The sequence below is a fragment of the Marivita hallyeonensis genome, from assembly GCF_900129875.1.
Classification (GTDB): domain Bacteria; phylum Pseudomonadota; class Alphaproteobacteria; order Rhodobacterales; family Rhodobacteraceae; genus Marivita; species Marivita hallyeonensis.
Window position 1 is genome coordinate 695,299 of the sequence record NZ_FQXC01000001.1, and the last position, 23,919, is coordinate 719,217.

22 protein-coding genes are annotated in these 23,919 nt (G+C 62.1%); 4 read left to right on the forward strand and 18 right to left on the reverse strand.

The annotated features are described in order from the left end of the window. Nucleotide 1 precedes the first annotated feature (1 nt). From BUA42_RS03465 to BUA42_RS03520, 12 genes are all read right to left on the reverse strand, one after another. On the reverse strand, nt 2-1,426 hold the full coding sequence (locus BUA42_RS03465) for an amidase (RefSeq protein WP_072776276.1): 1,425 nt from the start codon (nt 1,424-1,426) through the stop codon (nt 2-4). Between the two features lie 80 nt (nt 1,427-1,506). Further along, a complete protein-coding gene (locus BUA42_RS03470) occupies nt 1,507-1,827 on the reverse strand; it encodes an ArsR/SmtB family transcription factor (RefSeq protein ID WP_072776277.1) in 321 nt (106 codons plus the stop codon). A gap of 70 nt (nt 1,828-1,897) precedes the next feature. Further along, on the reverse strand, nt 1,898-3,136 hold the full coding sequence (locus BUA42_RS03475) for a mandelate racemase/muconate lactonizing enzyme family protein (protein WP_072776278.1): 1,239 nt from the start codon (nt 3,134-3,136) through the stop codon (nt 1,898-1,900). Nucleotides 3,137-3,182: 46 nt separating this feature from the next. Further along, nucleotides 3,183-4,262 (reverse strand): alcohol dehydrogenase catalytic domain-containing protein, encoded by a 1,080-nt coding sequence (locus BUA42_RS03480; protein WP_072776279.1) that lies wholly within the window; start codon nt 4,260-4,262, stop codon nt 3,183-3,185. 78 nt (nt 4,263-4,340) lie between these two features. Continuing rightward, nucleotides 4,341-5,546: a TCR/Tet family MFS transporter gene (locus BUA42_RS03485; RefSeq protein WP_072776280.1), complete on the reverse strand. Its 1,206-nt coding sequence runs from the start codon at nt 5,544-5,546 to the stop codon at nt 4,341-4,343. Between the two features lie 66 nt (nt 5,547-5,612). Then, a complete protein-coding gene (gene pcaD, locus BUA42_RS03490; RefSeq protein WP_072776281.1) occupies nt 5,613-6,401 on the reverse strand; it encodes a 3-oxoadipate enol-lactonase in 789 nt (262 codons plus the stop codon). A gap of 82 nt (nt 6,402-6,483) precedes the next feature. Then, nucleotides 6,484-7,683, reverse strand: coding sequence for an endonuclease/exonuclease/phosphatase family protein (locus BUA42_RS03495; protein WP_072776282.1), 1,200 nt, complete (start codon nt 7,681-7,683; stop codon nt 6,484-6,486). Further along, a complete protein-coding gene (locus BUA42_RS03500; protein WP_072776283.1) occupies nt 7,683-8,660 on the reverse strand; it encodes a threonine ammonia-lyase in 978 nt (325 codons plus the stop codon). Before BUA42_RS03500 ends, BUA42_RS03495 begins: the two co-directional genes overlap by 1 nt. Before the next feature lie 3 nt (nt 8,661-8,663). Beyond that, complete coding sequence (locus BUA42_RS03505) at nt 8,664-9,485, reverse strand: alpha/beta fold hydrolase (RefSeq protein WP_072776284.1); 822 nt, start codon at nt 9,483-9,485, stop codon at nt 8,664-8,666. After that, the gene (locus BUA42_RS03510; protein WP_072776285.1) at nt 9,485-10,162 is read right to left on the reverse strand and encodes a haloacid dehalogenase type II; all 678 of its coding nucleotides are present in this window, start codon (nt 10,160-10,162) and stop codon (nt 9,485-9,487) included. The genes BUA42_RS03505 and BUA42_RS03510 overlap by 1 nt, the downstream gene beginning before the upstream one ends. 212 nt (nt 10,163-10,374) lie before the next feature. Then, the gene (gene rpsU / locus BUA42_RS03515; protein WP_036556662.1) at nt 10,375-10,581 is read right to left on the reverse strand and encodes a 30S ribosomal protein S21; all 207 of its coding nucleotides are present in this window, start codon (nt 10,579-10,581) and stop codon (nt 10,375-10,377) included. 87 nt (nt 10,582-10,668) lie between these two features. After that, nucleotides 10,669-11,361 (reverse strand): hypothetical protein, encoded by a 693-nt coding sequence (locus BUA42_RS03520; RefSeq protein ID WP_218588605.1) that lies wholly within the window; start codon nt 11,359-11,361, stop codon nt 10,669-10,671. A 219-nt stretch (nt 11,362-11,580) separates the two neighbouring features. Between BUA42_RS03520 and BUA42_RS03525 the strand changes: the two genes are divergently transcribed. Further along, a complete protein-coding gene (locus BUA42_RS03525) occupies nt 11,581-12,270 on the forward strand; it encodes a COQ9 family protein (protein ID WP_072776287.1) in 690 nt (229 codons plus the stop codon). Nucleotides 12,271-12,366: 96 nt separating this feature from the next. Here BUA42_RS03525 and BUA42_RS20920 read toward each other — a convergent pair whose 3' ends face one another. Then, nucleotides 12,367-13,227, reverse strand: a complete 861-nt coding sequence (locus BUA42_RS20920; protein ID WP_143152604.1) for a hypothetical protein — start codon at nt 13,225-13,227, stop codon at nt 12,367-12,369. Nucleotides 13,228-13,322: 95 nt separating this feature from the next. Further along, entirely contained in the window at nt 13,323-13,961 is a 639-nt protein-coding gene (locus BUA42_RS03530; RefSeq protein ID WP_072776288.1) for a ribonuclease T2 family protein, read from the reverse strand. 135 nt (nt 13,962-14,096) lie between these two features. Here BUA42_RS03530 and BUA42_RS03535 point away from each other — a divergent pair, with 135 nt between their 5' ends. Continuing rightward, nucleotides 14,097-14,846 carry a DUF1013 domain-containing protein gene (locus BUA42_RS03535; RefSeq protein WP_072776289.1) on the forward strand — a complete coding sequence of 250 codons (750 nt, stop codon included), beginning with the start codon at nt 14,097-14,099 and terminating at the stop codon, nt 14,844-14,846. Between the two features lie 78 nt (nt 14,847-14,924). Here BUA42_RS03535 and BUA42_RS03540 read toward each other — a convergent pair whose 3' ends face one another. Beyond that, complete coding sequence (locus tag BUA42_RS03540; protein WP_072776290.1) at nt 14,925-17,570, reverse strand: cation-translocating P-type ATPase; 2,646 nt, start codon at nt 17,568-17,570, stop codon at nt 14,925-14,927. A gap of 9 nt (nt 17,571-17,579) precedes the next feature. After that, nucleotides 17,580-19,967 carry a phosphoenolpyruvate synthase gene (ppsA, locus tag BUA42_RS03545; protein WP_143152605.1) on the reverse strand — a complete coding sequence of 796 codons (2,388 nt, stop codon included), beginning with the start codon at nt 19,965-19,967 and terminating at the stop codon, nt 17,580-17,582. Between the two features lie 128 nt (nt 19,968-20,095). On the opposite strand from ppsA, the gene BUA42_RS03550 reads away from it, so the two are divergent. Both BUA42_RS03550 and BUA42_RS03555 read left to right on the forward strand, forming a co-directional pair. Continuing rightward, on the forward strand, nt 20,096-20,446 hold the full coding sequence (locus BUA42_RS03550) for a hypothetical protein (protein ID WP_072776292.1): 351 nt from the start codon (nt 20,096-20,098) through the stop codon (nt 20,444-20,446). A gap of 41 nt (nt 20,447-20,487) precedes the next feature. Then, nucleotides 20,488-21,435, forward strand: coding sequence for a 1-phosphofructokinase family hexose kinase (locus BUA42_RS03555; RefSeq protein WP_072776293.1), 948 nt, complete (start codon nt 20,488-20,490; stop codon nt 21,433-21,435). Between the two features lie 11 nt (nt 21,436-21,446). Here the strand turns inward: BUA42_RS03555 and BUA42_RS03560 are convergent, their stop codons facing one another. Further along, the gene (locus BUA42_RS03560; RefSeq protein WP_072776294.1) at nt 21,447-22,631 is read right to left on the reverse strand and encodes a cation:proton antiporter; all 1,185 of its coding nucleotides are present in this window, start codon (nt 22,629-22,631) and stop codon (nt 21,447-21,449) included. A gap of 45 nt (nt 22,632-22,676) precedes the next feature. Further along, nucleotides 22,677-23,858 (reverse strand): cytochrome c3 family protein, encoded by a 1,182-nt coding sequence (locus BUA42_RS03565; protein WP_245818949.1) that lies wholly within the window; start codon nt 23,856-23,858, stop codon nt 22,677-22,679. Between the last annotated feature and the right edge of the window lie 61 nt (nt 23,859-23,919).

Here is a 23,919-nt window from a genome sequence, read left to right on the forward strand (position 1 = left end):
TTTAGGAACGTGTCGGCCCCATTGGATCGATCAGGGTCACGGGCAAGGCGAGCGCCTGTTCGAGGCTGTGCGCGACCTGCAAGAGCCGCCCTTCGCCGCGCGGCGGGCCGATAAGCTGTAGTCCGACGGGAAGGCCCGAGGCCGTGAACCCGACGGGCAGTGACAAGGCGGGCAAGCCCGCCACGGTCGACAGGAACGCAAAGCGCAGCCAATCGATGTAGTCGTTCATCTTCTGGCCCGCGACCTCGGTCGGGTACTCGATCTCGACCGGGAAGGGCGGGATGCCGTTCACTGGCAGGGCCAGCACGTCGTACGTCTCAAAGAAGACGCGCATCGTGTTGTAGATGGCCGAGCGGTCCCGTTCCGCCGCCGCGAAATCGGCGAAGGTCATGGCGTCGGCATCCGCCACGTTGCCGAGGATCGTTGCCTTGTAATGCTGCCGGATCTCGGGTGGGGTGATCTGATAGCTGCCAAGGAAGGACAGGCACCGCATCGCGCGGAACGCGTCCGCCAGGCGCGGCAGGTCGGGGCAGTGCTCTTCGATCTGGACCTTCGGCGACTGCACCAACTCCAGGGCCGCACGCAGGACGCTTTCGATCTCCCCCATGATCGGCGCAAAGCCGTTCATGTTTGGTGTAAAGGCGATCCGGATCTCGCCCGCGTCGCGTTGCGCGGTCTCGAAGAACGACTGTTCCGGCGCCGGGAAAGAGATTGGCCAAGTCGGGTCCCAGCCGGACATCGCATCGAGAAACAGCGCACAGTCCAGCACGTCGCGTGCCATTGGTCCGTCGACGCCGCCATTGTGAAACCCAAGCTGTGCCGAACTGCCGCCCGCCACGCCGGGCGAGGGTCGCATGCCGACGATGCCGCAGAAATTGGCGGGGCTGCGCAGACTGCCGCCATAGTCCGATCCGTGGCTGAGCCAGAACTCCCCGGTGGCGAGAGACACCGCCGCACCGCCCGACGATCCGGCAGGGGTCAAAGCGGTGTTCCACGGATTGCGCGTGATGCCGAACACCGCGTTGAAGGTTTGCGCCCCAGCACCCAGTTCGGGCGTGTTCGTCTTGCCAAGGACCACCGCGCCACGCTCTTCCAGACGGAGCACCAGCGGATCAGAGGCGTCGGGCACGTGATCGGCATAGCCTTTTGTCCCGAAGGTGGTGCGCACGCCTTTGACGGGATTCAGATCCTTGATCCCGATGGGCAGGCCTGCCAGCAGGCTGTCCGCGCTGGTTTTGGCGGCACGGGCGCGCTCCGGGCAGCGCGTGACCACGGCGTTCACTTCCGGTTCGACCTGATCCATCCGCGCAAGGCTCGCGTCGATCAAATCGGTCGTCGAGACCTCTCGCTTGCGCAGAAGTGTGATCACATCGCGCGCGGATTTCGCGCACAGTTCCGGGCCTGAGAACGTGGTTTCGGGGCGCATCGGTCACCTTTCCATGGAATGGCCCGCACCAAAGGGTCTTCCGTGCGGGCAAATGACGGGCAAACGGAGGGGACGCCGTATCAGGATTTGCAGAACATGTCGTAGAGCAGGTCGATCATGCGTTCCGTATTGGTATCGCTCAGACTGTAGTAGATCGTCTTGCCTTCCCTGCGGGTCTTCACAAGGGACTCGTCCCGCAATCGGGCAAGCATCTGGCTCACCGCCGCCTGACGTATGCCAAGGAGGCTTTCAAGTTCGCCGACCGACTTCTCGCCCGTGCCGAGATGGCACAGGATCATCAGCCGTCCTTCATGCGCAAGTGTTTTGAGAAACGCCGTGGCATGCGCCGCGTTTGTGGCCATGTCCTGCGCCGGGGAAGAATGCATTGCGACATCCGACATAAAGGGTACCCTGGTTACTCCGGGCGGCGTATAGCACCGTTCCCCGCCCGGACACAAAGCTTTACATGCGTTAAATCGTATCTGTTGCGGGAGGAGCACCGCCCATGAAGGCATTGCCGTCCTGGTAGTTGCAGGGCGCCTCCTGCATCTGCAGGTGCAATCCGTCGCCGGTATAGGGTCGGCTTCGCGCGAGGTCTTCGTCGACATCGATGCCTAGGCCGGGCGTATCTGGTGCCGTGATGTAGCCGTTTTCGACGCGTATGGTGTCGCGGATCAGGTCCCGGTGGAAGGCGGTCTCGATCGATTCCGCGATAAGCACATTGGGGATCGACGTGCACAGATGGATATTGGCGGCCCATTCGATGGGGCCTGCATACAGATGCGGTGCCATCTCTGCGTTGAAAGCCTCGGCCATTCCGGCAAGCTTCTTCATCTCCCAGATACCACCCGCACGCCCCAGCGCGGGTTGCAGGATCCTGGCCCCGCCGGTGCGCAGCAGTGTGGCAAACTCGGTTTTTGTCGTCATCCTTTCCCCGGTGGCAATCGGGATGCGCACCGCGCGCGCCACCTCGGCGAATTCGAGCAGATTGTCGGGTGGGATCGGTTCTTCGTACCAGAGCGGCAGATAGGGCTCGATTGCCTGTCCCAGCCGGATGGCGCCCGAGGTGGTGAACTGTCCATGGGTGCCAAACAGCAGGTCTGCCTTGTTGCCCACTGCCGCGCGGATTGCTTTGCACATCTCGACCGACAAGGCGATGTCGGTCATCGCAGGCTGGTGTCCGCCATGGATCGTGTAGGGCCCTGCAGGATCGAACTTGAGCGCGGTATACCCCCGTTCGACATATGCGACTGCGGCCTCGGCAAGGGCGTCGGGGTCAACCCAGAAGGTCTCAAGACTGTGATGGGGCAGGGGGTAGAGATAGGTATAGGCCCGCACCTTGGGCGTCATGCGCCCGCCGAGAAGCGCCCAGACCGGACGCTCCCGCGCTTTTCCGAGGATGTCCCAGCAGGCGATCTCAAGCCCCGAAAACGCGCCCATGACCGTCAAATCGGGGCGCTGCGTGAAGCCCGAAGAGTACACCCGCCGGAACATCAACTCGATATTCTCGGGGGTTTCGCCCTTCATGTGCCGGTCGAAAACGTCCTGAATGACGGCGAGCATCGCCTCTGGTCCGACCGAAGACGCGTAGCACTCGCCCCAACCAGTGATCCCGGTGTCGGTGGCGACCTTGACCAGTGTCCAATACCGCCCGCCCCAGCCGGGTGGCGGGGGCGCGGTGGTAATCACATCCACGCTGTGCAGCTTCATCTCGTCCCGTCCTCCACGTCGTTCTGAAACCTTTGCGACGTCGGGATCAAAAGACGATCACGTTCCGCTTGGCATCGCCCGAATTGGTGTCCGCAATCGCCTCGTTGATCTGGTCGAGCGACCAGCGGCCTGAAACCAGTTCGTCAAGTTTCAAACGCCCCTGGTCATAGAGGTCGGCGAGCCACGGGATGTCCCGACGGATCACCACATCGCCCATCTTCGACCCGATCATGCCTTGCGCCATGTAGGCCTGCACCACGGGTTCATACTCGGCCATCGCGCCGGAATGCGGCATGCCCACCATCACCATGCGCCCGCCCCAGCCCAGGTAACGTGGCGCATCGTTATAGGCTGGGATCGCGCCAACGGTGATCGCGACCACATCCGCCCCGCGCCCAAGAATGCGCATCGCCTCTTTCCACGGCGCGTCCTGCGTCGCCAGAACCCCGTCGGTCGCGCCGAACGCCTTGGCGGTTTCCAGCTTTTCCTCTGTCACATCGACGGCAACGACCCGACGCGCACCCGCGATCCGCGCACCTTGAATGGCGTTCAGGCCAACACCACCTGCGCCGATCACCACCACGTCTTCGCCTGCGCGCAGCCGTCCGGCATTCACGATCGCACCGACGCCGGTGATCACACCACAGGCCAACAGCGCCACCGCCTCGGGCGGCATCGTGTCGGGCAGGGGGACGACCTGGCTCTGGTCCACGACGACCTTTTCAGCGAAAGCACCGCAATTCATGGCCTGCACCACCGATGTCCCGTCCGCGCGCGACAGCGGCGACTCGGCCGATCGCGGCGTTTCGCAGATGGTGGGCTTTCCGCTTGCGCAGTTCGGGCATTGACCGCAGGCCCGGATCAGCGTCACCACCACCCGTTGCCCGTCCAGCAGGCCAGTCACACCCGGTCCAAGGGCTGTCACCCGTCCGGCGGCCTCGTGCCCGTAGACGGCGGGCAGATCACCGCCCCACGCGCCTTCGGCGTAATGAATGTCGGAATGGCAAATGGCGACGGCGTCGAGCGTCACCTCGATCTCGCCCGCGCCGGGCGCGCGCAGCTCCAGCTCTTCTATGGTCAGGGGTTCGCCGAAGGCGGTGCAGACGGCAGCTTTGATCCGGGGCATGTGCCCTCCCTCGTTGGATTTTTGCCCACCGTGCGTCGGCCCGGGGGCAAGTGCAAGCGGGAAGCCGACCCCAGACTGTCAGGCTGCGACCGGCCTGCGCTGCGGCCATAGGAAGACGACCAGCGCAATCAGGATCAGGCCAAGAGACAGGAGAAACGGCGCGCCCGGGAAATAGACGGGTGCCGTGCCACGGGTGAACTCCGCGAAGGTGAACGTCATGATCATCGGGGACACAATCATCGCCACGGCCCCGACCGAGGTCAGTGCGCCCTGCAACTCTCCCTGCCGCTTGTCGCCCACCGCTTTCGACATGATCCCCTGAAGCGCAGGTGTAATCACCGCGCCCAGCGCTGCAAGCGGCGTCAGCACAAGTGCGACCGTGCCCGAGGTCACGATGGCCAGCGCGCCGAAGGCGAAGACGTCGAAGACCAGCCCGTAGATGACCGTCCCGCGTTCGCCCAGACGGCGCAGGATCAGGCGGATCAACCCGCCCTGTACAATGGCCATCATGATCCCGAAGAGTCCCAGCGACAGCCCGATCATCCCGGCATTCCAGCCGAACCGCGCCTGTCCGAAATAGGCCCAGACCGCCGGATAGACGAAGAACGCGACCTGATAGAGGAAAAACACCACGAACAGCCGCCCGATGCCGGGCAGGTCTCGCATCGATTTGAACGCACCAAACGGGTTGGCGCGGCGCCATTCGAACGGTCGCCGGATGGCATCGGTCACCGTCTCGGTCAGAACGACATACCCAAGCACCGCATTGGCCCCGGCGAGCGCCGCCGCCGCCCAGAACGGCGCGCGCGTGCCGAACTCGCCCAGCACCCCACCCAATAGCGGTCCGATCACGAACCCGATCCCGAAGGCCGCGCCGACAAGGCCGAAGTTCTGGGCCTTCTTCTCGGGGTCCGAAATGTCAGCCATGTAGGCGTTGGCGGTCGATTGCGTCGCCGCCGTGATCCCGCCGACGATGCGGCCGATGAACAACAGCCAGATACTGCCCGCGACCGCCATCACAACGTAATCCGCCGCCATCACTGCAAGGCTGATCAGCAGGACGGGGCGCCGCCCATACCGGTCCGATAGATTTCCCATCACCGGCCCGAACAGGAACTGCATCACCGCAAAGACCGTGGTGAGTACGCCGCCCCAAAGTGCTGCACTGGCCAGATCGCCGCCTGTGACCTCGCGGATCAGATCGGGCATCACCGGGATGATCAGCCCAACCCCCATCGCGTCGATCATGACGCTGAGCAGGATAAAGACGACGGGCAGGCGCATGGGGCGAGACTTTCAGAAGGCGCGCAACCGCGCCCTCACGTGTAAACTACAGCTGACACGTCGCGGTCAATGCGCCTGCGCCTCGATGAATTCCAAAAGCACGCGGGCATATTCCTCGGGTTTTTCCACGCATGGCAGGTGGCCCGCACCGCGGATCAGGTGAAACTGCGACCCGGGGATCAGATCGACGGTTTCGCGAACCAGATCGGGCGGCGTCGAGCCATCCTCGCTGCCCGCAATGCCGAGTGTCGGCAGGCGCAGACCAGAGGTCGGCGTCATGAAATCCGTGCCCGAGATCGCGTGCGAACACCCAATGTACCCTTCTGCCGGTTGCCGCACGAGCATGTTGCGCCAGGCGTGAAAGCCATCCGTCTTGCGGAACGTGTCGGAAAACCACCGCTGCATGACACTATCGGCAAGCGCTTCGATGCCGCCCGCTTCGACCCCCGCGATGCGCTCGGCCCACATCTCGCGCGTGGCGATCTTGGCGCCGGTGTTGGACAGCACCATCGCGCGGACAAGGTCGAGCCGCTTCGCGGCCAGCCCCTGTGCGATCATCCCGCCGATCGACAGGCCGACAAAGATCACATCGCGCAGGTCAAGATGATCCATGAGCCTCTCGACATCGCGCACCAGCGTGCCCATCGCATAAGGGGCGGGGGTGCATTCCGACAGGCCATGCCCGCGTTTGTCGTAGCGAATGTACCGCAAACCCTGCTTCGGCAGGAGATCGATCACCTGATCCCAGAGCCGCAGATCGGTGCCGAGCGAATTCGCGAACACCACGGGCGCACCCTCGGGATCGCCGTCTACCCGGTAATGCAACTTGATGTCCCCCAGATCGGCAATCTTCATCGCGAAGCCCTCTACTTCTCTGTTTCAAAAATACCTCGGGGGAGTCGCCGCTTGCGGCGACGGGGGCAGCGCCCCCTGATCCCTACCGTACCCGCAAATGCGCCATGATCTGCCCGTGATCACTCGCCAGTTTGTTATACGGTGCCTCGGGATGGCTGCCATCGGTCAGATGATCGTTGAGCACGCTGAAATAGGTCATGTCGCCAATCCGATCCGGGACGTCCGGATCGAAATGCTGCGACAGCCAGATCTGGTCGATGCTTTCGAACACGCCGCCAAAAGCCGAGGTATAGACCATGTCGCGCAGCGATTTGCGCACGAACAGCTTCTCGGCGGAATGCAGGCGCACACGCTCGACCGCCTCTGTGATGGCGTCGTTTTCCTCTTGTGAGTACCGGTCCGCACGGTGTTCGGCGTCGTGGCGCAGCATCCAGGCGTAGTTCTTGAACGGGCGTTCGCCGCTGATGATCTCGGAACTGACCGCGTGTTCCCCGTCATTGTAGTCGCCCATGGCGATGACCGGTCGACCAGCGCTCAACTCCGCAAGGATCTCGCGCCGCAGGATCCACGCTTCTGCCATCCGCCGCACCGCTGCCCGCAAGGATCCCATCGCACGCCCAAGCGGATCGTATCGGGTCAGGTCCGCCTCGGGCGCGTATTCCGCACCGGCGGGTTTGATGAACTCGCCCAGCTTTGATTTGAGGTGGCAATTGAACACGGTGATGGTCTGTGACCCCATGCGCACCCGGACCTTGAGGATGGGACGCGACAGCCGCCGCAGCGTGAAATGTCCCGCATCGCCTCCACCCAAACCGCGCAGGGGCGCAAAAGGAATGACCAGAGGGTCAGGCAGATCCTGAATGATCTCCGGCGCGTCTTCGAACCCGAGGCGTGACAGGATCGCCACCCCGGGACGGCGTTCTCCGGGGACACCCTCATCCGCCGAGTTCGGCGCAAAGGCCAGTGCCGCGCCTGCATATCCGACGCTTTCCAGGCGGCGGAAAATCGCCTTCTTGCGGTAGGATTTGGTGCGGTCCGGTTGCGCCGCCTCGTTCAGCAGAGCGGCGCGGCGCGAGGTCTCATCCACCACGGCCCGCAGCGCGTCTTCCTCGAAGATCTCCTGAAAGCCCACGATATCGGCATCGAGCGCCAGAAGCTGGTCCGCCAGCCAATCCTCTTTCCAGGCGTACTCCTCGGGTGTGTAGGTCTGGAACTTGTAGTATTCCTGATCCGGCCCGATCAGGTTCTTGACGTTGAAACTGGCAACCGTGACGTCCTGCATCACCCTTCTCCAAACCGCTCCAGCGCGGCGATGAAGACCGGGCGGTCCACGTTGCCGCCCGAAATCGTCACGACCACGGTATCTCCCTCGATCTCGTCCGCATGATAGAGCGCCGCTGCAAGGGCCACGGCACCCCCCGGTTCCGCGACCAGTTTCAAGCGTGCGAACGCTTGCGCCATCGCCATCTGCGCCTCATCATCGGTCACGACGATCCCCGGTCCGCAAAGCCGCTGCATGATCGGAAAGGTAATGGCGCCCGGCTGTGGTGTGATGATCGCATCGCACAGGCCGCCGGATGTCGCCGCATTGCGCTCGATCCGGCCCGATTTCAGAGAGCGCGTCACGTCGTCGAACCCTTCCGGTTCCACCGGCCGGACACGCAGGCCGGGTGATTTCGCGTCGAGTGCCAAGGCAATGCCCGACGTAAACCCACCGCCACCGCAGCAGACAAGCACCTCCGCCTCTGTGACGCCAAGCGCCTTCGCCTGATCCGCGATTTCGAGCCCGCAAGTGCCTTGCCCGGCGATCACCTCGGGTTCATCGAAGGGTTTGATCAAGGTCAGACCGCGCGCGTTCGAAAGCTCCGCGCCGATCGCGTCCCGATCTTCGGTGCTTCGGTCATAGAGGACCACCTCGGCCCCCAATGCGCGCGTGTTGTCGATCTTCATGCGCGGCGCGTCGGACGGCATGATGATCACCGCGGCCACCCCGAACTGCTGCGCGGCCAGTGCCACGCCTTGCGCGTGGTTGCCTGATGAAAACGCGATCACTCCATTTGCCCGCACGTCCTCTGGCAAGGCCGACACCGCGGCCCTGGCCCCGCGATACTTGAAGCTTCCGGTGTGCTGCAGGCATTCCGGTTTCACCAGAACCCGCCGCCCGGCGATCTCGTCCAGAAAGGGCGAGGACAAAAGGGGCGTGCGGCGTACATGTCCCGTCAAGCGCGTTGCGGCAGCCTCGATCCGTTCAATGTCCATCGGTCACCTCAACATATCCAGCCAGCGCCGCAACGCATCGAGGCTCTCTGGTTCGTCCAGAAACGGGATATGCCCGCGATCCGGCACATCTGCCGCGATCATATCCGGGCGCCGCGTCTTCATCTCCTCGAAGGTGGATTTGGCGAGCAGGTCGGAATTCGCGCCACGGATACAGGCCAGCGGCAACCCGGCCAGAGCGTCGAACAAGGGCCAGGCGTCCGGGGCGGGCTCCGCCCCGCTGTTCAACACGGCGTCCCGCAGCTTGGGATCATAGGTCAACGCCAGCCCATCTTCGGTCTCATGGAACAGGCGTTGCGCCTCTTCCATCCAACGCGATTTGGGCACATTGGCAAACCCCGTCATCACGCGTTCGCGGGCTTCGGCCACCTCGGCGTGGCTGCGCAAAGCCGGGGTCCGACCGAGGTAATCCTTAATCACCTCCAACCCCTCGGGGGCAATTTCGGGCCCGATGTCGTTCAAAGCCACACCCAGCATGCGGTCTTTCACCACCGACGCCATGACCATCGCGATTAGACCACCCCGGCTGGTGCCGAGGATTGCCGCTTTCTCGAGCCCGAGGTGATCCATCAGCTCCACCGCATCGCGCCCTTCGACCGGGATATGATACGTCGACGGGTCGGCCCAATCGGATTGCCCCCGCCCGCGATAATCGAGCCGTATCAGGCGTACATTGCTCAGATGCGGCGCCACGAAATCAAAGTCGCGCCCATCCCGTGTCAATCCGGCCAGGCAAACCAGCGGAAGCCCGTCGCCTTCATCGGTGTAATGCAGCGACAGCCCGTCAGATGTGGGGAATGTGGGCATCAGGCCAACTCCGGCAGGCGTGTGAGGTCGGTCAACTGGTGTTGCGGCACATGCGGCAGGCGATCCACGGGATCACCGGCGCGATTGACCCAGACCGTGTCGAACCCATAGCCCGAGGCGCCAGCGGCATCCCACCCGTTGGACGAGACAAAGAGCACATCCCCTTTCGCACAGCCGAAGCGCGCGCCGACCATGTCGTAGACTTGCGACGACGGCTTGAAGATGGCCACGTCTTCCACCGACAGCACAGCATCTAGAAACGTTGCGATCCCCGCGCTGTCGACCGCGCCTTCGAGCATATCCTTGCTGCCGTTCGACAGGATCGCACAGGTCTTCCCGGCCGCCTTGAGCTGCGCCAGCATCATCGGCACTTCCTTGTAAGCCGGGAGTTCCCAATAGAGCGCCAAAAGCCGTTCGCGCAGTTCAGGATCGTCGGTCAGACCGACCTTTTCCATCGCCCAGTCGAGTCCGTCCTTGGTGACGTCCCAGAACGGGGTGTAGTCGCCCGTGATCGTGCGCAGCCACGTGTATTGCAGCTGCTTCTGCCGCCAATGCTCGGCCAGTTGAGGCCAGACCGCGTTCAGCCCGTCGCGCCCCGGCTCATCGGCCGCGACCCGCGCCGCCGCCGCGACGTCGAACAACGTGCCGTAGGCGTCGAATACACAGACTTGCGCCATACCACTTCCTTTTGTCGTTTGGCGTAAAGTGTCAGATGCCGGTGTCAGAGGAAAGAGGGAGTCCGCCCGCCCGGCATCATCCAAGAATTTACTGGCGGTGCTGAGAATCTTCGTACGAAGATTCTGACAAGCAAGGATTTAAAAAAGACAAACCCCCGAAAGGCAAATGCCTCGGGGGTCGTCAAAAGTCTCTAAGTGCTGGAAAGAACTGCTTAGAGCATACCTTCGCGCTGCGCTTTCTTGCGCGCGAGTTTGCGCGCACGGCGGATCGCTTCGGCTTTCTCGCGGGCTTTTTTCTCCGATGGTTTTTCGAAGTGCTGACGCAGCTTCATTTCACGGAAAACGCCTTCACGTTGCAGCTTTTTCTTCAGAGCGCGGAGCGCCTGATCGACGTTGTTGTCACGAACACTAACCTGCATGTGGTTTTCACCACCTTTCTAAGTTGGATTTGCAAGGATTTGCAGGAGCGCGCCGTATAGCAAGCGATCTTCCGTTTGTCCAGTGCGTCAGCTGTTATCGACTCCGCCCGTCGATGTCGCACCGGTGGTCGACAACGGATTGGCCGGATTGAGAAAGATCCCAAGCGACAGCAGCGCAAAGATGCATTCGTACACTTCCCAGCGACGGCTCTCCCCGAGGAACGGAATGATCACCGTCACGATCAACGCAAAGAGCGCGTGATGCTGGTGCGGGACCGGAATGACGAGCCGCTCGGTCACGCGACGTACCCAGGCCGCACGCGGCCAGAGGACCGGCAGAATGATCAGATAACTCAGGATGATGTAGGACAGGGCCGGTCCGAAAATCAGCTCGTCCAGTTTCACGCCGCCGATCACCAGGTTGTGGAAGGTAAACTCCTGCTGATCGTTGTTTTCCTGAAAGTATTCCGGGCTCTCGAAACCAAGGATGCGCTGACCCCAGGACACCTCTTCCCCCGCGACCCAGATATAGGCGAGCCCGTAGAGCGTCCCGAGGACCAGCGCCAACCGGGTGATCGCGCCCCGCACACGCCAGACCCGCGCCAGCAGCACCGCACCCGCACACGCCAATCCGACCGCTGTGGCGTTCTCCACCAGCGAATCCTCTGCGCCGAAATAGATGAAGAACGCGTCTCGCGACAAAGCGGACACCACAAATGCCGCAAAAAGCAGCGCGCCGCCCAGAAAAAGAAAGATCGCGTCGATGGTCTGCCGGGTCACCGGATGCTCCTGTGTCGATTGATCGATCATCTACCAGCACACCGAGCGTAACCCCAGAGCCTGCCGTGCAAAAAACTGCACAGTGTCGTGTTGAAAGCGCATCTCGGACATCCGTCCCATCCATGGTCTGCAGTCCTCGAAGAGCGCGCGACTGGAAGCCTGGGTGTAAACGGGCTACCTCTTGGTCATAGCCAAATTCGCCTCTGGGGACTCCGATCCATGACCGACACACCCGACACCGCAACGCAGCTCCTTGACGCCGCTCTGATGCATGTGCCGTTCGACGGGTGGTCCGAAACCGCCTTCAAGGCCGCCATCGCAGACACCGGCGTCGCGCCGGCCGTCGCGCGCGGGCTGTTTCCACGCGGCGCGATCGATCTGGCGGCGGCGTATCACCGGCGCGGCGATGATCTGATGGTGGCCGCACTGGAACGGGAGGACCTCTCGTCGCTCCGGTTCCGCGACAAGGTCGCCCGTGCAGTTCGCCTTCGGCTCGAAATCGTCGAAGACAAAGAGGCGGTCCGCCGCGGCGCCACGCTATTTGCGCTGCCGATGCACGCGGCAGAGGGTGCAAAGCTCATCTGGGGCACCGCTGACCGCATCTGGATCGCGCTGGGCGACAGCTCGCGTGACATCAACTGGTACACCAAACGCGCGACGCTTTCGGGCGTGTACTCCTCGACCGTGCTTTACTGGCTGGGTGACGATTCGCTCGATCATCAGGCGACCTGGGCCTTCCTCGACCGCCGCATCGACGATGTGATGAAGATCGAAGAGGTCAAAGCCCGCGTCCGCAAGGCCCCAGGCCTCGGCCCCTTGATGACCCGGGCCGAGCAGGCGCTGTCCCGCGTCCGCCCTCCCAAACCCCGCCGCGATGACCTCCCCGGCGGCTGGACCGTCCCGCGCTGATCACTTTCTCCGAAGGTCAGCTGTGCGGGACTTTGCTGCCATTCGATATTCCTGACTTTCCCGCAAGTTCTTGTTTTCGCCGGATCTCCGTGAATTCTATCGATACGTCGGTAGTTCTATGGATTCACTCGGCCATCGTAACAAGAAGACCCGATCAAAGGGCGTCTGGACTGGGGTTGTCACCGAAACTGAACTGAATTGGGTCGCGTATGCAGATGGCGGAAAGGAACTTCCTTTTTTCCTGTCTTTATTCGCGGAGACTTGCATCACATCAAAGACGACCAACAGCCAGTGTTGGTCACAGGAACGATAGCCTGAGATTGCCTTAGATTTTGCCCGTAGAATGGGATTAAGAACGTTGTCCGTGAGAACTGGAGGCGACCCGCCGCCGCCGCCACCAACCTTTGTGTCGTGATCACCATCCTTGTATATGCCTACACTCTGCATGTAGTTCGGCAGCGGAACACGCTCAGCATCAGCTGGTTCGACAGAGCGGAACCTCGTTGAATTCGCGGAATAAAATCTCAAAGCACCGGGGTTCTGGAGTAATCTGGCTTGATTGCGTAGCTGAGATGCAAGGCCCTTGAGCATCTTCCAATCATCGCTAGAAACCGGCACGCCTTCGTTATGACTCACCGAAATGATCACTCCGGCCTCATCACCAACCTCATCTCTCAAGGCAATATCGAAATCCCTCTGGGCCCGAGCGACTTGTAGTGGTGAAAAACCTGACCCGGCCGAATTATTATGAACGGCCAAAGTCAATTCGATCCCAACCTTCAATTCTCCAATTTTAGCTACAAAGTCAGGCCGTTCAGAAGGTTGGGTCAAATCTGGGGCGATATTCTGGAGCCGAAAGAACTGCTCCAGCCAAGAGTATTCAAAATCTTTATCTTCTGGTCTCAAAACTAATCGCCTCACTGAACCCGAGATAGCTTGAGCATAGCTCGCCAGCAAGGAAACTTGTGTAGATTGGGCTCATTGCAGACACTCGTCGGTGATGTGCGCCGACTACTCGCCTGACCTACCAAACGCAGGACAATCCCGAAGCCCTACCGGATCGGTTCGAGCAGTGCGTCCGTCATCTGGCAATCGCGCACGACATCCCGGCCGCACGGCACTGGCTCCAGCGATTTGGACAAACAGATCCGTGCCTCCTGAATGCGGCCCTGTTTGCAGGTGATGGTGATCATGTCCGGTTCAAGCTGCGGATTGGCTTCGAGGAATGCCTCTTCGACCACGGAGGCGGGCAGTTTCACCGCGTCTTCCAGACGGCGAAAGATCTCTGGGCGGACAACGGTCGCAAACGCGTCCCGCGACAGCGCGTAGTAATCCTCTGCAGACAGGCCCGAGCAGACCCCATGCTTGTTCCACTGGTGCCACGCAAGGCCTGACGTGCCCATGATATCCGCCATGTCCCGCGTCATCGCGCGGGACGGGTTGCGCTCGGTTGTGGGGCAGAAGGACGGCCAGCCGCGATGGTATTGCGGCCAGAGCCCGTGCAGGATCCAGCCGAAATCGGCATCGGCTTCGCATTGCGGTGAGTTCCGCGCGTCGCCTTCGATGGCGCACCATGTGGGGGACCAGCTGAGCGACATGACGTAGTAGTCGAACACGCCGGACCGGTCGCCTTCGGACCGGGCCACGTACACCGTTGACATCGCAATCAGTGCCGCCAGCAATACGCGCATTTGCTCTTCCCTCTTTGCCGCCGCGCGACTATACAGCCGCCAAGTTCCCTGACAATGGAAACCTGTCCCGGCCGATCCGGGACCTCCCGGACCCGCTCCGGGAGAGCGAAAAAGAATTGCGTAAGGAGACGCGAGATGGGCAAACCGATCATGGCCAAGGCCACCGCTGTCTGGCTGGTGGACAACACGACGTTGACGTTCAAGCAGATCGCCGATTTCACCGGCATGCACGAGCTTGAAGTGCAGGGCATTGCCGATGGCGATGTGGCGGCAGGCGTCAAAGGCTTCGACCCCATCGCCAACAATCAGCTTGAGCCCGAAGAGATCAAGAAGGCCGAGACCGACCCGGCCCACAAGCTCAGGCTCAAGGTCTACGCCGCCGCACAGGGCGAAGAAAAGCGCCGTGGCCCGCGCTACACACCGCTGTCCAAACGTCAGGACCGTCCGGCGTCGATCCTCTGGCTGGTGAAGTTTCACCCCGAACTGAGCGACGGCCAGATCTCCAAGCTGGTCGGCACGACCAAACCGACAATCCAGGCGATCCGCGAGCGGACGCATTGGAACATCAACAACATCCAACCCATCGACCCGGTGGCGCTGGGCCTCTGCAAGCAGTCCGAACTGGACGCCGCCGTCGCCAAGGCAGCCAAAAAGCAGGAAGCGGTGATGTCGGATGACGAACGCCGCAAGCTCGTGTCGACCGAGCAGAGCCTCGAAATGGACGCCGAACCGCGCCTGCCATCGGCCATCGAAGGTCTCGAAACCTTCAGCCTCACCGGCACGCCGGACGAGGAGGAAGAGAAGAAAGACGACGATTACGCCGACGCCGATAGCTTCTTCAACCTGCCCGACGGCCCTCGGGACGACGAAGACGACAAGGACTGACGTCTTTCATATCGATGATCTGAAACATGGCGCATCCAACGGGTGCGCCATTTCTTTTACCGGCGTTGGTCAAAACGATCAGCCGCGCGAGAACCACACGAGGATTTGCCCCGCAATCAGCGGCACGACACTGAAGACCACCGCAAGGGCAACACCGGACAGGTCGGGCGGCGGTAACCGCAGGACTTCCGAAAAGAGTGGCAGCCAGACGGCTGCAACGGTCAACAGAAGGCACAGCGCAATGGCGATCCATATATACGGGTTGCGCGAGATTTCGTTGACGATCACCCCGTCCCGGCGCTTGCGCACGTTGAACACGTTCCAAAGCTGCGCAAAGGCGATTGTCAGAAACGCGATGGTGATCGCCTCTGGCTGCGCGGTTCCCAGATAGAACAGCGCACCCGCATAGGCCCCAAGCGTCGCGCAGGCGATGATCAAGCCGAGAACCGAGATATGGATCCACGCAGCCCGGTTGACGATGGGCGCTTTCGGATCGCGCGGCGGGTCTTTCATCACGGACGCATCACCGCGCCCCAGGCCAAGCGCGAACGCCGGGAAGACATCTGTCACGAGATTGAGAAACAGGATCTGCAATGGCAACAGCGGCGTAGACAGGCCCAGCCCCAAGGCAAAGGCAACGACCAGCACTTCGCTGACATTGCAGGACATCAGGTACACCACGAAATTGCGGATGTTCGAGGCGATGATCCGTCCCTGCATCACCGCTTCGGCGATGGTGCTGAACGCATCGTCGAGCAAAACGATCTCGGACGCTTCGCGCGCCACCTGCGTGCCACGTTGGCCCATGGCGATGCCAATATCGGCTTTCTTGAGGGCAGGGGCGTCGTTCACGCCATCGCCGGTCATCGCAACGATGCGGCCCTCTTTCTGGTGAAATGCCACGAGATCGAGCTTGTTCGCCGGGGCCACCCGGGCGAAGATCCGTGCCTTGCTGATGCGCTCGGCAAAATCGGGATCGAGGTTTTCCGGATCGAAATCGCGCAACTCACGCCCCTGAACCACGTCCGCACCGGCTTCTGCAATGCCAGCTTCCGTGGCGATGGCGGCCGCGGTCGTGGGGTGGTCCCCGGTGATCATGACGACATCGATGCCCGCGTCCCGGCAGGCGGCAATAGCGGCGGGCACGTCCTCGCGCACCGGATCGGCGAGACAGACCAGCCCGATCAGCTCCAGCTGCTCGAACGGGTCTTTGAGAGAGGTGCCATCGGCCCGCATTGCGAGCGCTAGACACCGCAACCCTTTCGCCGTTTCTTCCTTCGTTTTCGTCAGCCATCCCTTCTTTTCGTCACCGGTCAGGGGCACTGGACCCGACGGACCGACCACAGTTGTGCTGGCCGCAATCACCGCTTCCGGGGCGCCTTTGACCAGAAAGACAGACCCGTCTTGAACGGCATGCACTGTCGCCATCATCAAGAGGTCGGGATCGAACGGGTGGGTTTGCGTTGCCGGACCAATGCCGCAGACCCGGGCCGTATCGAATGCCGCCTCGTCTGCCGCGCGGACCAGTGCCGCTTCCATAGGGTCACCGGCATAGGCAGAGCCGGGTCCGGTCGTGTTGCACAACGCGCCGACGCAGAAGGCCCACCGCAACGCGGCGTTCTCGTCGATCCGCAGACCGTCCATCTTTTCCAGGTCAACCGTTGCATCGGGCAGGATGAAGCGGACCACTTCCATGCGGTTCTCGGTCAGCGTGCCCGTCTTGTCGGTGAGGATCATCGTGGTGGAGCCGAGCGTTTCGACCGCCGACAGGCGGTTGATCAACGCATTGCGCCGCGCCATGCGCAGCATCCCGCGCGCAAGGCAGAGCGTGGCGACAATTGGCAGACCTTCGGGAATGGCGGCGACGGCAAGGGCGACGCCGGTCTGGATCATGTCGGCCAGCGGCTGGTCCCGCAGCACGCCCAGAAGGACCGTCAAAACCACAAGAACCAGCGTCAGACCGATCAGCCTTTGCCCCAGCCGGTCCAACCGCCGTTCCAGCGGGGACGCCTCGTCTTCCACGCTTTGCAGCAGATGCGCGATCTGACCGATTTCGGTACCCATCCCGGTGGCCGTCACAACCGCTTCGCCCTGACCCTGCGTGACCGAAGACCCCCGATGCGCCATCGATGTGCGGTCTCCCAGGACCGCGTCCGCTGCAACCGGAGTGGTGGATTTCGACACCGGAACGGATTCGCCCGTCAGTGTGGATTCGTCGCAATGCAGGTTCGTGGTCGCGATCAGCCGCGCATCCGCCGGAACCAGATCCCCCGCCTCCAGAAGCACAATATCCCCCGGAACAAGGTCTTGCGCCGGGACGGTGGTCACGCGGGCATCCCGGCGAACCCGAGCAAAAAGCTGCGCGTAGGCGTAAAGCGCCTCCATCGATCGCGCCGCGCGAAGTTCGGTGACGAAACCGATGGTCGTGTTGATCACCAGCACGAGTGCGACGGCGATGGCTTCGACATAGTCGGTCAGAAAAACCGAGAACACCGCAGCCCCGACCAGCAGCCATGTCACAAGGCTGTTGAACTGATGCAGAAGGATCGACAGCACGCTGCGCGGCTTTTGCCGCTGCAACAAGTTGGGGCCGTATTTGGTAGATCGTGATGCGACTTCGGCCGCGCTCAGCCCCGTGTCGGGCGAAACGCCAAGCCAAGCCACCACCTGATCCGATGGCGCCGAATAGGGATGTCGTTCACTCGATGATTCAGGCTCATCCATGCGCCGATATCATCGTTGATTTTCTGCCTCCGCAACCTGTGTTTTGACCCGGAAGAAACTGTCCGGGGTCACAGAGATGGAATCGATGCCGAATTCGACAAGCGTCCGGGCGAATTCCGGGTAATTCGACGGAGCCTGCCCACACAACCCGACCTTTGCCCCCGCGCCGTGGGCCTTTTCGATCACCGTTCGGATCATCCACTGCACCGCGTCGTGGCGTTCGTCGAACAGCGGCGCCAGCTGGTCGCTGTCCCGGTCGATGCCAAGCGTCAGCTGCGTCAGGTCGTTCGATCCGATGGAGAAGCCGTCGAACCGCTCAGCGAACGCCTCGGCGAGGATCACGTTCGAGGGCACTTCGCACATCACATAGATCTGCAGCCCGTTCTCTCCGCGCGTGAGACCTTCTTCGGCCATGACGGCCAGAACCTTGTCCGCCTCTTCCGGAGTCCGGCAGAACGGCACCATGATCAACACATTGTCAAAGCCCGCGCTTTCGCGCAGCCGGTGGATGGCCCGGCATTCAAGGCGGAACCCGTCGATATAGGCCGGGTCGTAGTACCGCGACGCCCCGCGCCAGCCGATCATCGGGTTCGACTCTTCCGGTTCGAACTGCCGACCGCCCAGAAGATCGGCGTATTCGTTGGTCTTGAAATCGCTCAGTCGCAGGATCATCGGGTTGGGATAGGCGACCGCAGCGATCCGCGACAGACCCAGCGCAAGCTGATCGACGAAGTATTCGGCCTTGTCGTCATACCCTTTGGTGAGGTTTTCGATTTCGGCCCGCACCTCGGCATCGCGCAGATCCTGGAATTTCAAAAGTGCCATCGGATGCACGCGGATCGTGTTCGAGATCACGAATTCCATCCGGGCCAGTCCGACCCCATCGCAGGGCAATCGCCACCACCGTGCCGCAATGGCTGGGTTCGCAAGGTTGAGCATCACCTTCGTGCGCGTCTCGGGCACATCGTCGAGTTTCAGGTCTTCAATCTTGAACGTCGCCTGTCCGGCGTAGACGTACCCTTCATCCCCTTCGGCGCAGCATACCGTGACTTCCTGCTGATCGTGCAGCACATGCGTCGCGTCTCCGCAGCCGACAATGGCCGGCACGCCAAGCTCGCGGCTGACGATGGCGGCGTGGCTGGTGCGCCCGCCGTGATCCGTCACAATGGCCGACGCGCGCTTCATCACCGGCACCCAGTCCGGATCGGTGGTAGACGTGACAAGCACCGATCCGTCGACGAAGTCGTCGATATCTTTGACGTCCTCTATCAGACAGACACGCCCCGTGGCGATCTGTTCGCCCACTGACAGACCGGTCGTCATCACCGGGCCATGATCTCCAATCTGGTAGCTTTTCAATGTCCCCGCCGCGACGCGGGACTGCACCGTTTCAGGCCGCGCCTGCACGATGAAAAGCTGCCCGGTATTGCCGTCCTTGGCCCATTCCATATCCATCGGTTGGCCGTAATGCGCTTCGATGGTGGCGGCCTGCCGCGCAAGGTCGAGAACCTCGTCATCGCTCAAGACAAAGCGTTCGCGCTCGGCTTTCGAGGTCGGCACATTGCGCACCGGATCAGGCCCGTCGTCACTGGAATAGATCATCTTGATCTCTTTTGCGCCGAGCTTCTTTTCCACGATGGGCTTGACCCCGTCGCGCGTCAGGAACGGTTTATAGACCTGAAACTCATCCGGTGTGACCGCGCCCTGAACCACGTTTTCGCCGAGTCCCCAGGCAGCATTGATAAGGATGATCTTGTCGAAGCCCGATTCCGTATCGATGGAGAACATTACGCCCGACCCGCCAATGTCCGAGCGCACCATCTGCTGCACGCCGACCGACAGTGCGACGTCCATATGATCAAAGCCCTTGACCTTGCGATAGGTGATCGCCCGGTCGGTGAAAAGCGAGGCAAAGCATTTGCGGCAGGCGGTCAGAAGGTCGTCTTCGCCGACAACATTCAGATACGTCTCCTGCTGCCCGGCAAAGCTTGCATCCGGCAGGTCCTCCGCCGTGGCGCTGGAACGCACCGCCACCGACACGTTGGGCTGCCCGGCCCGGTCCGACAGATCGCGATACGCTTGCCGGATCGCCGCCTCGGTTGCTTCGGGCCAGTCCCCGGCGACAATCGCATTGCGAATGCTGTCGCCGGTCTGGTGCAGGCTGATCTTTCCAGCGTCGTGATCCGCCAACACCTCAGAGATGACCGTGTGCAGGTTATTGGCCGCGATGTACTTCCGAAACGCATCGGCCGTGGTCGCAAATCCTGGCGGAACAAGAATGTTCTTCGCGCCAAGCTCTTGCACCATTTCCCCGAGCGACGAGTTCTTGCCGCCGACAAGAGCCACGTCATCGCGACGCAACTCATCGAAAAAGATCACCTCGTCCTTGTTTCCCATCACTCGCTCCTCCGCTGCTCGGGCCTTTGTGGATCGTAACCGGGGCGCGTGGCGGAACCTTGATCTCTGTCAACGCCGAAGCGGACAAGCCCCGCCATCGTGACCACAACAGATTGAGGGAGAGATCTATGGACATGGAACTTGCCGCGCTGGCCGAAGACGTCGAAGCCGCATTGGTCTTGGAAGACGACCTTGCCGATCGGGCCCTGAAGGTGATCAACGGCATGGCGTCCGATCTTGGCATTGCACGCGCCGATCTGGATTCGACCGACAGCGTGCTTGGCGTCATCTACAAGGTGCGCCCTGGCTGGAGCGTGTCGATCCGCGGCAACGCCACCATGCCCAACGGCCACTGGCGCTGCACCCTGCGCAAGTCGTCTTCGCGCGACAATGACGAATACCTCGGCATCGGGCGCGGTCCGACCTTGCCGCATTCGCTTCTGGCCGCGCTACTCAAGGCGATGAGCTTCACCAAATAGCGCACTTTTGACAAGCGTCGGAACCGTTTAGAAGGGTGCGCATGAGCGCTGTCTTGACCATCACCACGAACCCGGCAGTCGATATGGCAACAACAGTTGCGAGCGTCGTCGCCGGACCGAAACTCCGATGCAAAGCGCCTCGCTGGGACGCAGGCGGGGGCGGCGTGAATGTGGCCCGCGCGATCCGCAAGCTCGGCGGCGCTTCGCTTGCCCTGGTTGCGACCGGTGGATCACTGGGCGAGCGTCTCTTGGCGCTTTTGGCCGCCGAAGGCGTCGCTGCCCTGCCGGTTCCAGTTTCCGCCGAGACGCGTATCAGTTTTGCGGTGATGGACGAAGGCACCGGCGAGCAATATCGCTTTGGCGTTCCCGGAGAAGACGTGACCGAAGCGGAAGGTGCCGCACTTTTGAGCGCGGTCGCGGACGCCGCACGCAATCACGAGGTTGCCGTCTTCAGTGGCAGCGTCGCACCCGGCCTTCCCATCGATTTCGTGGCTCAAGTGCAAAGTGCTTTGGCGCCTGCCGAAACACGCCTTGTTGTCGATACGTCCGCAGCGGCGCTGGCGCAGCTGCTGGCCCGTCCTGTCGGCGTCCATGCGCTGCGGCTCGACCGTGCCGAGGCTGAAAAAGCCGCCGCCAGACCACTCGACACCATTGCCGACTGCAGGGATTTCGCGGCTACCTTGGTCACCCAGGGCGTGGCCGAGATCGTTGTCATCGGACGTGGGGCGGACGGATCTGTTCTTGTGTCGAAAGATCGACGCATCCACGCGTGGGGGCCACTGGTGCCGGTGCTGAGCAAGGTCGGCGCGGGCGACACCTTCGTCGGCGCTTTCAGCCTGAGCCTCTCGCGTGGTGAGCCATTGGACACTGCCCTGATGCGCGGCGTTGCGGGCGCGGCGGCAACCGTCGGCACCGAAGGGACTGCACTTTGCGACAAGGACACGGCCGACGCCATCTTCGCGCAGTGTGAGTATGCGGATCTGACCTGAGGCTGGGACAGTCACTCACCTGCCTGTTGGCGCGCCTCATTTACCATACGGTCCTGCCGTCGGATGATGGCCAGGGTGATGGGCGGTCCAAACAACTCGAACACCACGGTCGCGGCGATTGTCACGGTCAGGATCGTTGCCGCCCATTGCGGCACGGTTTCCGCCGCGACCAGCGCCATCCCAACGGCGACCCCGGCCTGAGGCAATAGCGCGATCCCGTACAAGTGCCGTTCCTCCTTCGGTACACCGGCCAGCCAGGCACCTATGCTGCCACTGGCAAGACGCGCAAGCACGCGCAGTCCCACATACGCCGCGGCAACCCATCCGAGAGCCCGGAGCGCGTCCAACTCAAGCGATGCGCCCGCCAAAAGGAAGAACAGCAACATGAACGGCTGTTCGATCTGCTCGATCTCGTTGAAGGCGTACTCGTGGTGACTGGCAAGATTGGCAATCATCGCGCCTGCCGTCATGCCCGCGATAAGGAAGGACACATCCATCCAAAGTGCCAGCCCGGCGGTCAGGAACACGATGCCGAACGCCTCGGTCTGCAAGGGTTCGCCGCTCTTGAGCCGCCCAGACAGATACGCCGCCGGGCCACCGATCACGACACCCAGCAATAACGCCCCGCCGATGTGGTGCCCCGCGTTCAGGATCGGACCCGACCAGTCGTCTGACGGGTTCACCGCGGCGAGGCACAGGCTGAAGACGATGAGCCCCCACACATCGTCGATGGCCACGATCCCGCTGATCGTCTCGGTGAACCCGTTGCGCACCCCGGACTGTTGGATCACATCGGCAATTGCCGCCGGTGCCGTGGCGGTCGCGATAGCGCCAAGCAGCAGCGCCAGTCCCGGGTGAAGACCCAGCGCGGACAGACCAATCCAAACGGTCAGTGTCGTGCCGATGACGATCATCACCGAGATGAAGAAAATCGCCCGCCCATGTTGCGTCAGGTTCTCGCGCGTGAGGTCCGCGCCCAGCAGAAACGCCACCATCGTCAGTGCCACGACCGAGATTGGCTCGAACCAGTCCGCTGATTGATCGGGCAAGAGGCCAAAGCCGGACTGACCGACCACCAGCCCTAACATGAGTAAAAGCGTGACCCGGGGCAGGCGGGTCACGCGCCCGAAATGTTCGGCCGCCAGACCGCCCAGAAACAGGACACCCAGCGTGATCAACGGAAGCGCCTGATCCATTTTGGTGACCTTATCCTTAAGCGGGCTGCGCGCCGGGTCCGCCGGTTAGCGCAGCAGGTCCATCGCTTCGAAGTCGATGCCCAACGGGCCGCTGAGATCTGCAATGGAGTCGTAGAGAAGCTCTAGCGCGTATTTCGGATTATGGGCGTAGTTGCCCGGATCGGCGGTCACGAGCTTCCAGTTGAACGCGGTACGCAGGCTGCGCGGCGTCCAGGACCCATAGGCCACGGGCCGCCCGTCCTCACCGGTGTCGATGACGCCATCCCCGTTGGCATCCGAGAAGAAGTACGGATAGCGATTTCCGTCATAAATGACCGGTGCGCCGGCAACCTCTTCCGTGTAGTCGCGGATCAGGTCCAGAAGTGTTTCGGCGTTCGCGGAAATGTCAGAGCTGATGCCGACCGACACGTTGCCACTGCCATCATAGCTTTGCCGCGCAATACGGATTTCCTCGGGGCTGTTGGCCTGGTGACAGGTCAGGCACGGCTCGAATTCAACTTCAAGCGTGTGCGGCTCGTGGCAGGAATTGCAACTCGCAACCGGGCGGGCGTGGAAGAACCGTCCCGAATAGTCCTTTCCGTCGTAGTGATACCCTGATGCGCCGTAGCCGCCCAGCCACGTCGCCGCAGCCGTCGCATAATGCGGGTTGATGAAGCGTAGGTCGCCATTCGGCTCGTCCACGGCAAGGTTCGCAATCGCGGTTTCCACGTTGATCCCTGCCGTCCGTCCCTGATGGCAGGTCAGGCAGGACGCCTCGACCCCCTGCACAGGATGCACCAACCCGCTGGGAAAGGTGATCTCTTTGATGTTGGCAAGCCCCGCATTGTGGCATGTCCCGCAATCGACGACACCGCCCGTGTTGATCGTTCCGTTGACCACGCCGGCCTCGGTGCCATCCAACCCGTGAAAATCGCGGAACCCTTCGCCCGAGTGGCAGGTCGCGCAGGCGGCGCGGATCTCGCCATCGTCGTCCCAGTGACTGAATGCTTCGGCAGCCGCGTTGGCATGGGCAGAACGGAACCAGTCCGCGATTGCCTTGTCGTTGTCGATCTTGATTTCGGCAGGCGTAAACGGGCCCGACTGCGGAAGCGCAAAGGGAATCGCGGCCTCGCCCTCTTCGTTTGAGGCGCCATCTGATTGGGCAAACGCTAGCCCGCCAAGCAGGCAGGCGGCAAAACTGGACATCAAAATCAACGACTTGGGGGATAGAATAGGGCGCGCGGACATCAAAACTCTCCTGATGTGAGATCTGGATGAATCATCCACAGCCTAGGCCGGGAAGAGGCAG

Bases quoted from the DNA above. Each gene is read 5' to 3' on its own strand.
- BUA42_RS03465 (WP_072776276.1), bottom strand. From the start codon at position 1,426: ATGCGCCCCGAAACCACGTTCTCAGGCCCGGAACTGTGCGCGAAATCC.
- BUA42_RS03495 (WP_072776282.1), bottom strand. From the start codon at position 7,683: ATGCAGGACGTCACGGTTGCCAGTTTCAACGTCAAGAACCTGATCGGG.
- BUA42_RS03560 (WP_072776294.1), bottom strand. From the start codon at position 22,631: ATGGATCAGGCGCTTCCGTTGATCACGCTGGGTGTCCTGTTTCTGGGC.
- BUA42_RS03485 (WP_072776280.1), bottom strand. From the start codon at position 5,546: ATGCGCCTGCCCGTCGTCTTTATCCTGCTCAGCGTCATGATCGACGCG.
- BUA42_RS03565 (WP_245818949.1), bottom strand. From the start codon at position 23,858: ATGTCCGCGCGCCCTATTCTATCCCCCAAGTCGTTGATTTTGATGTCC.
- BUA42_RS03505 (WP_072776284.1), bottom strand. From the start codon at position 9,485: ATGCCCACATTCCCCACATCTGACGGGCTGTCGCTGCATTACACCGAT.
- rpsU (WP_036556662.1), bottom strand. From the start codon at position 10,581: ATGCAGGTTAGTGTTCGTGACAACAACGTCGATCAGGCGCTCCGCGCT.
- BUA42_RS03540 (WP_072776290.1), bottom strand. From the start codon at position 17,570: ATGGATGAGCCTGAATCATCGAGTGAACGACATCCCTATTCGGCGCCA.
- BUA42_RS03530 (WP_072776288.1), bottom strand. From the start codon at position 13,961: ATGCGCGTATTGCTGGCGGCACTGATTGCGATGTCAACGGTGTACGTG.
- BUA42_RS03555 (WP_072776293.1), top strand. From the start codon at position 20,488: ATGAGCGCTGTCTTGACCATCACCACGAACCCGGCAGTCGATATGGCA.
- BUA42_RS03535 (WP_072776289.1), top strand. From the start codon at position 14,097: ATGGGCAAACCGATCATGGCCAAGGCCACCGCTGTCTGGCTGGTGGAC.
- BUA42_RS03475 (WP_072776278.1), bottom strand. From the start codon at position 3,136: ATGAAGCTGCACAGCGTGGATGTGATTACCACCGCGCCCCCGCCACCC.
- BUA42_RS03480 (WP_072776279.1), bottom strand. From the start codon at position 4,262: ATGCCCCGGATCAAAGCTGCCGTCTGCACCGCCTTCGGCGAACCCCTG.
- BUA42_RS03525 (WP_072776287.1), top strand. From the start codon at position 11,581: ATGACCGACACACCCGACACCGCAACGCAGCTCCTTGACGCCGCTCTG.
- BUA42_RS03500 (WP_072776283.1), bottom strand. From the start codon at position 8,660: ATGGACATTGAACGGATCGAGGCTGCCGCAACGCGCTTGACGGGACAT.
- BUA42_RS03510 (WP_072776285.1), bottom strand. From the start codon at position 10,162: ATGGCGCAAGTCTGTGTATTCGACGCCTACGGCACGTTGTTCGACGTC.
- BUA42_RS03470 (WP_072776277.1), bottom strand. From the start codon at position 1,827: ATGTCGGATGTCGCAATGCATTCTTCCCCGGCGCAGGACATGGCCACA.
- BUA42_RS03550 (WP_072776292.1), top strand. From the start codon at position 20,096: ATGGACATGGAACTTGCCGCGCTGGCCGAAGACGTCGAAGCCGCATTG.
- pcaD (WP_072776281.1), bottom strand. From the start codon at position 6,401: ATGAAGATTGCCGATCTGGGGGACATCAAGTTGCATTACCGGGTAGAC.
- ppsA (WP_143152605.1), bottom strand. From the start codon at position 19,967: ATGGGAAACAAGGACGAGGTGATCTTTTTCGATGAGTTGCGTCGCGAT.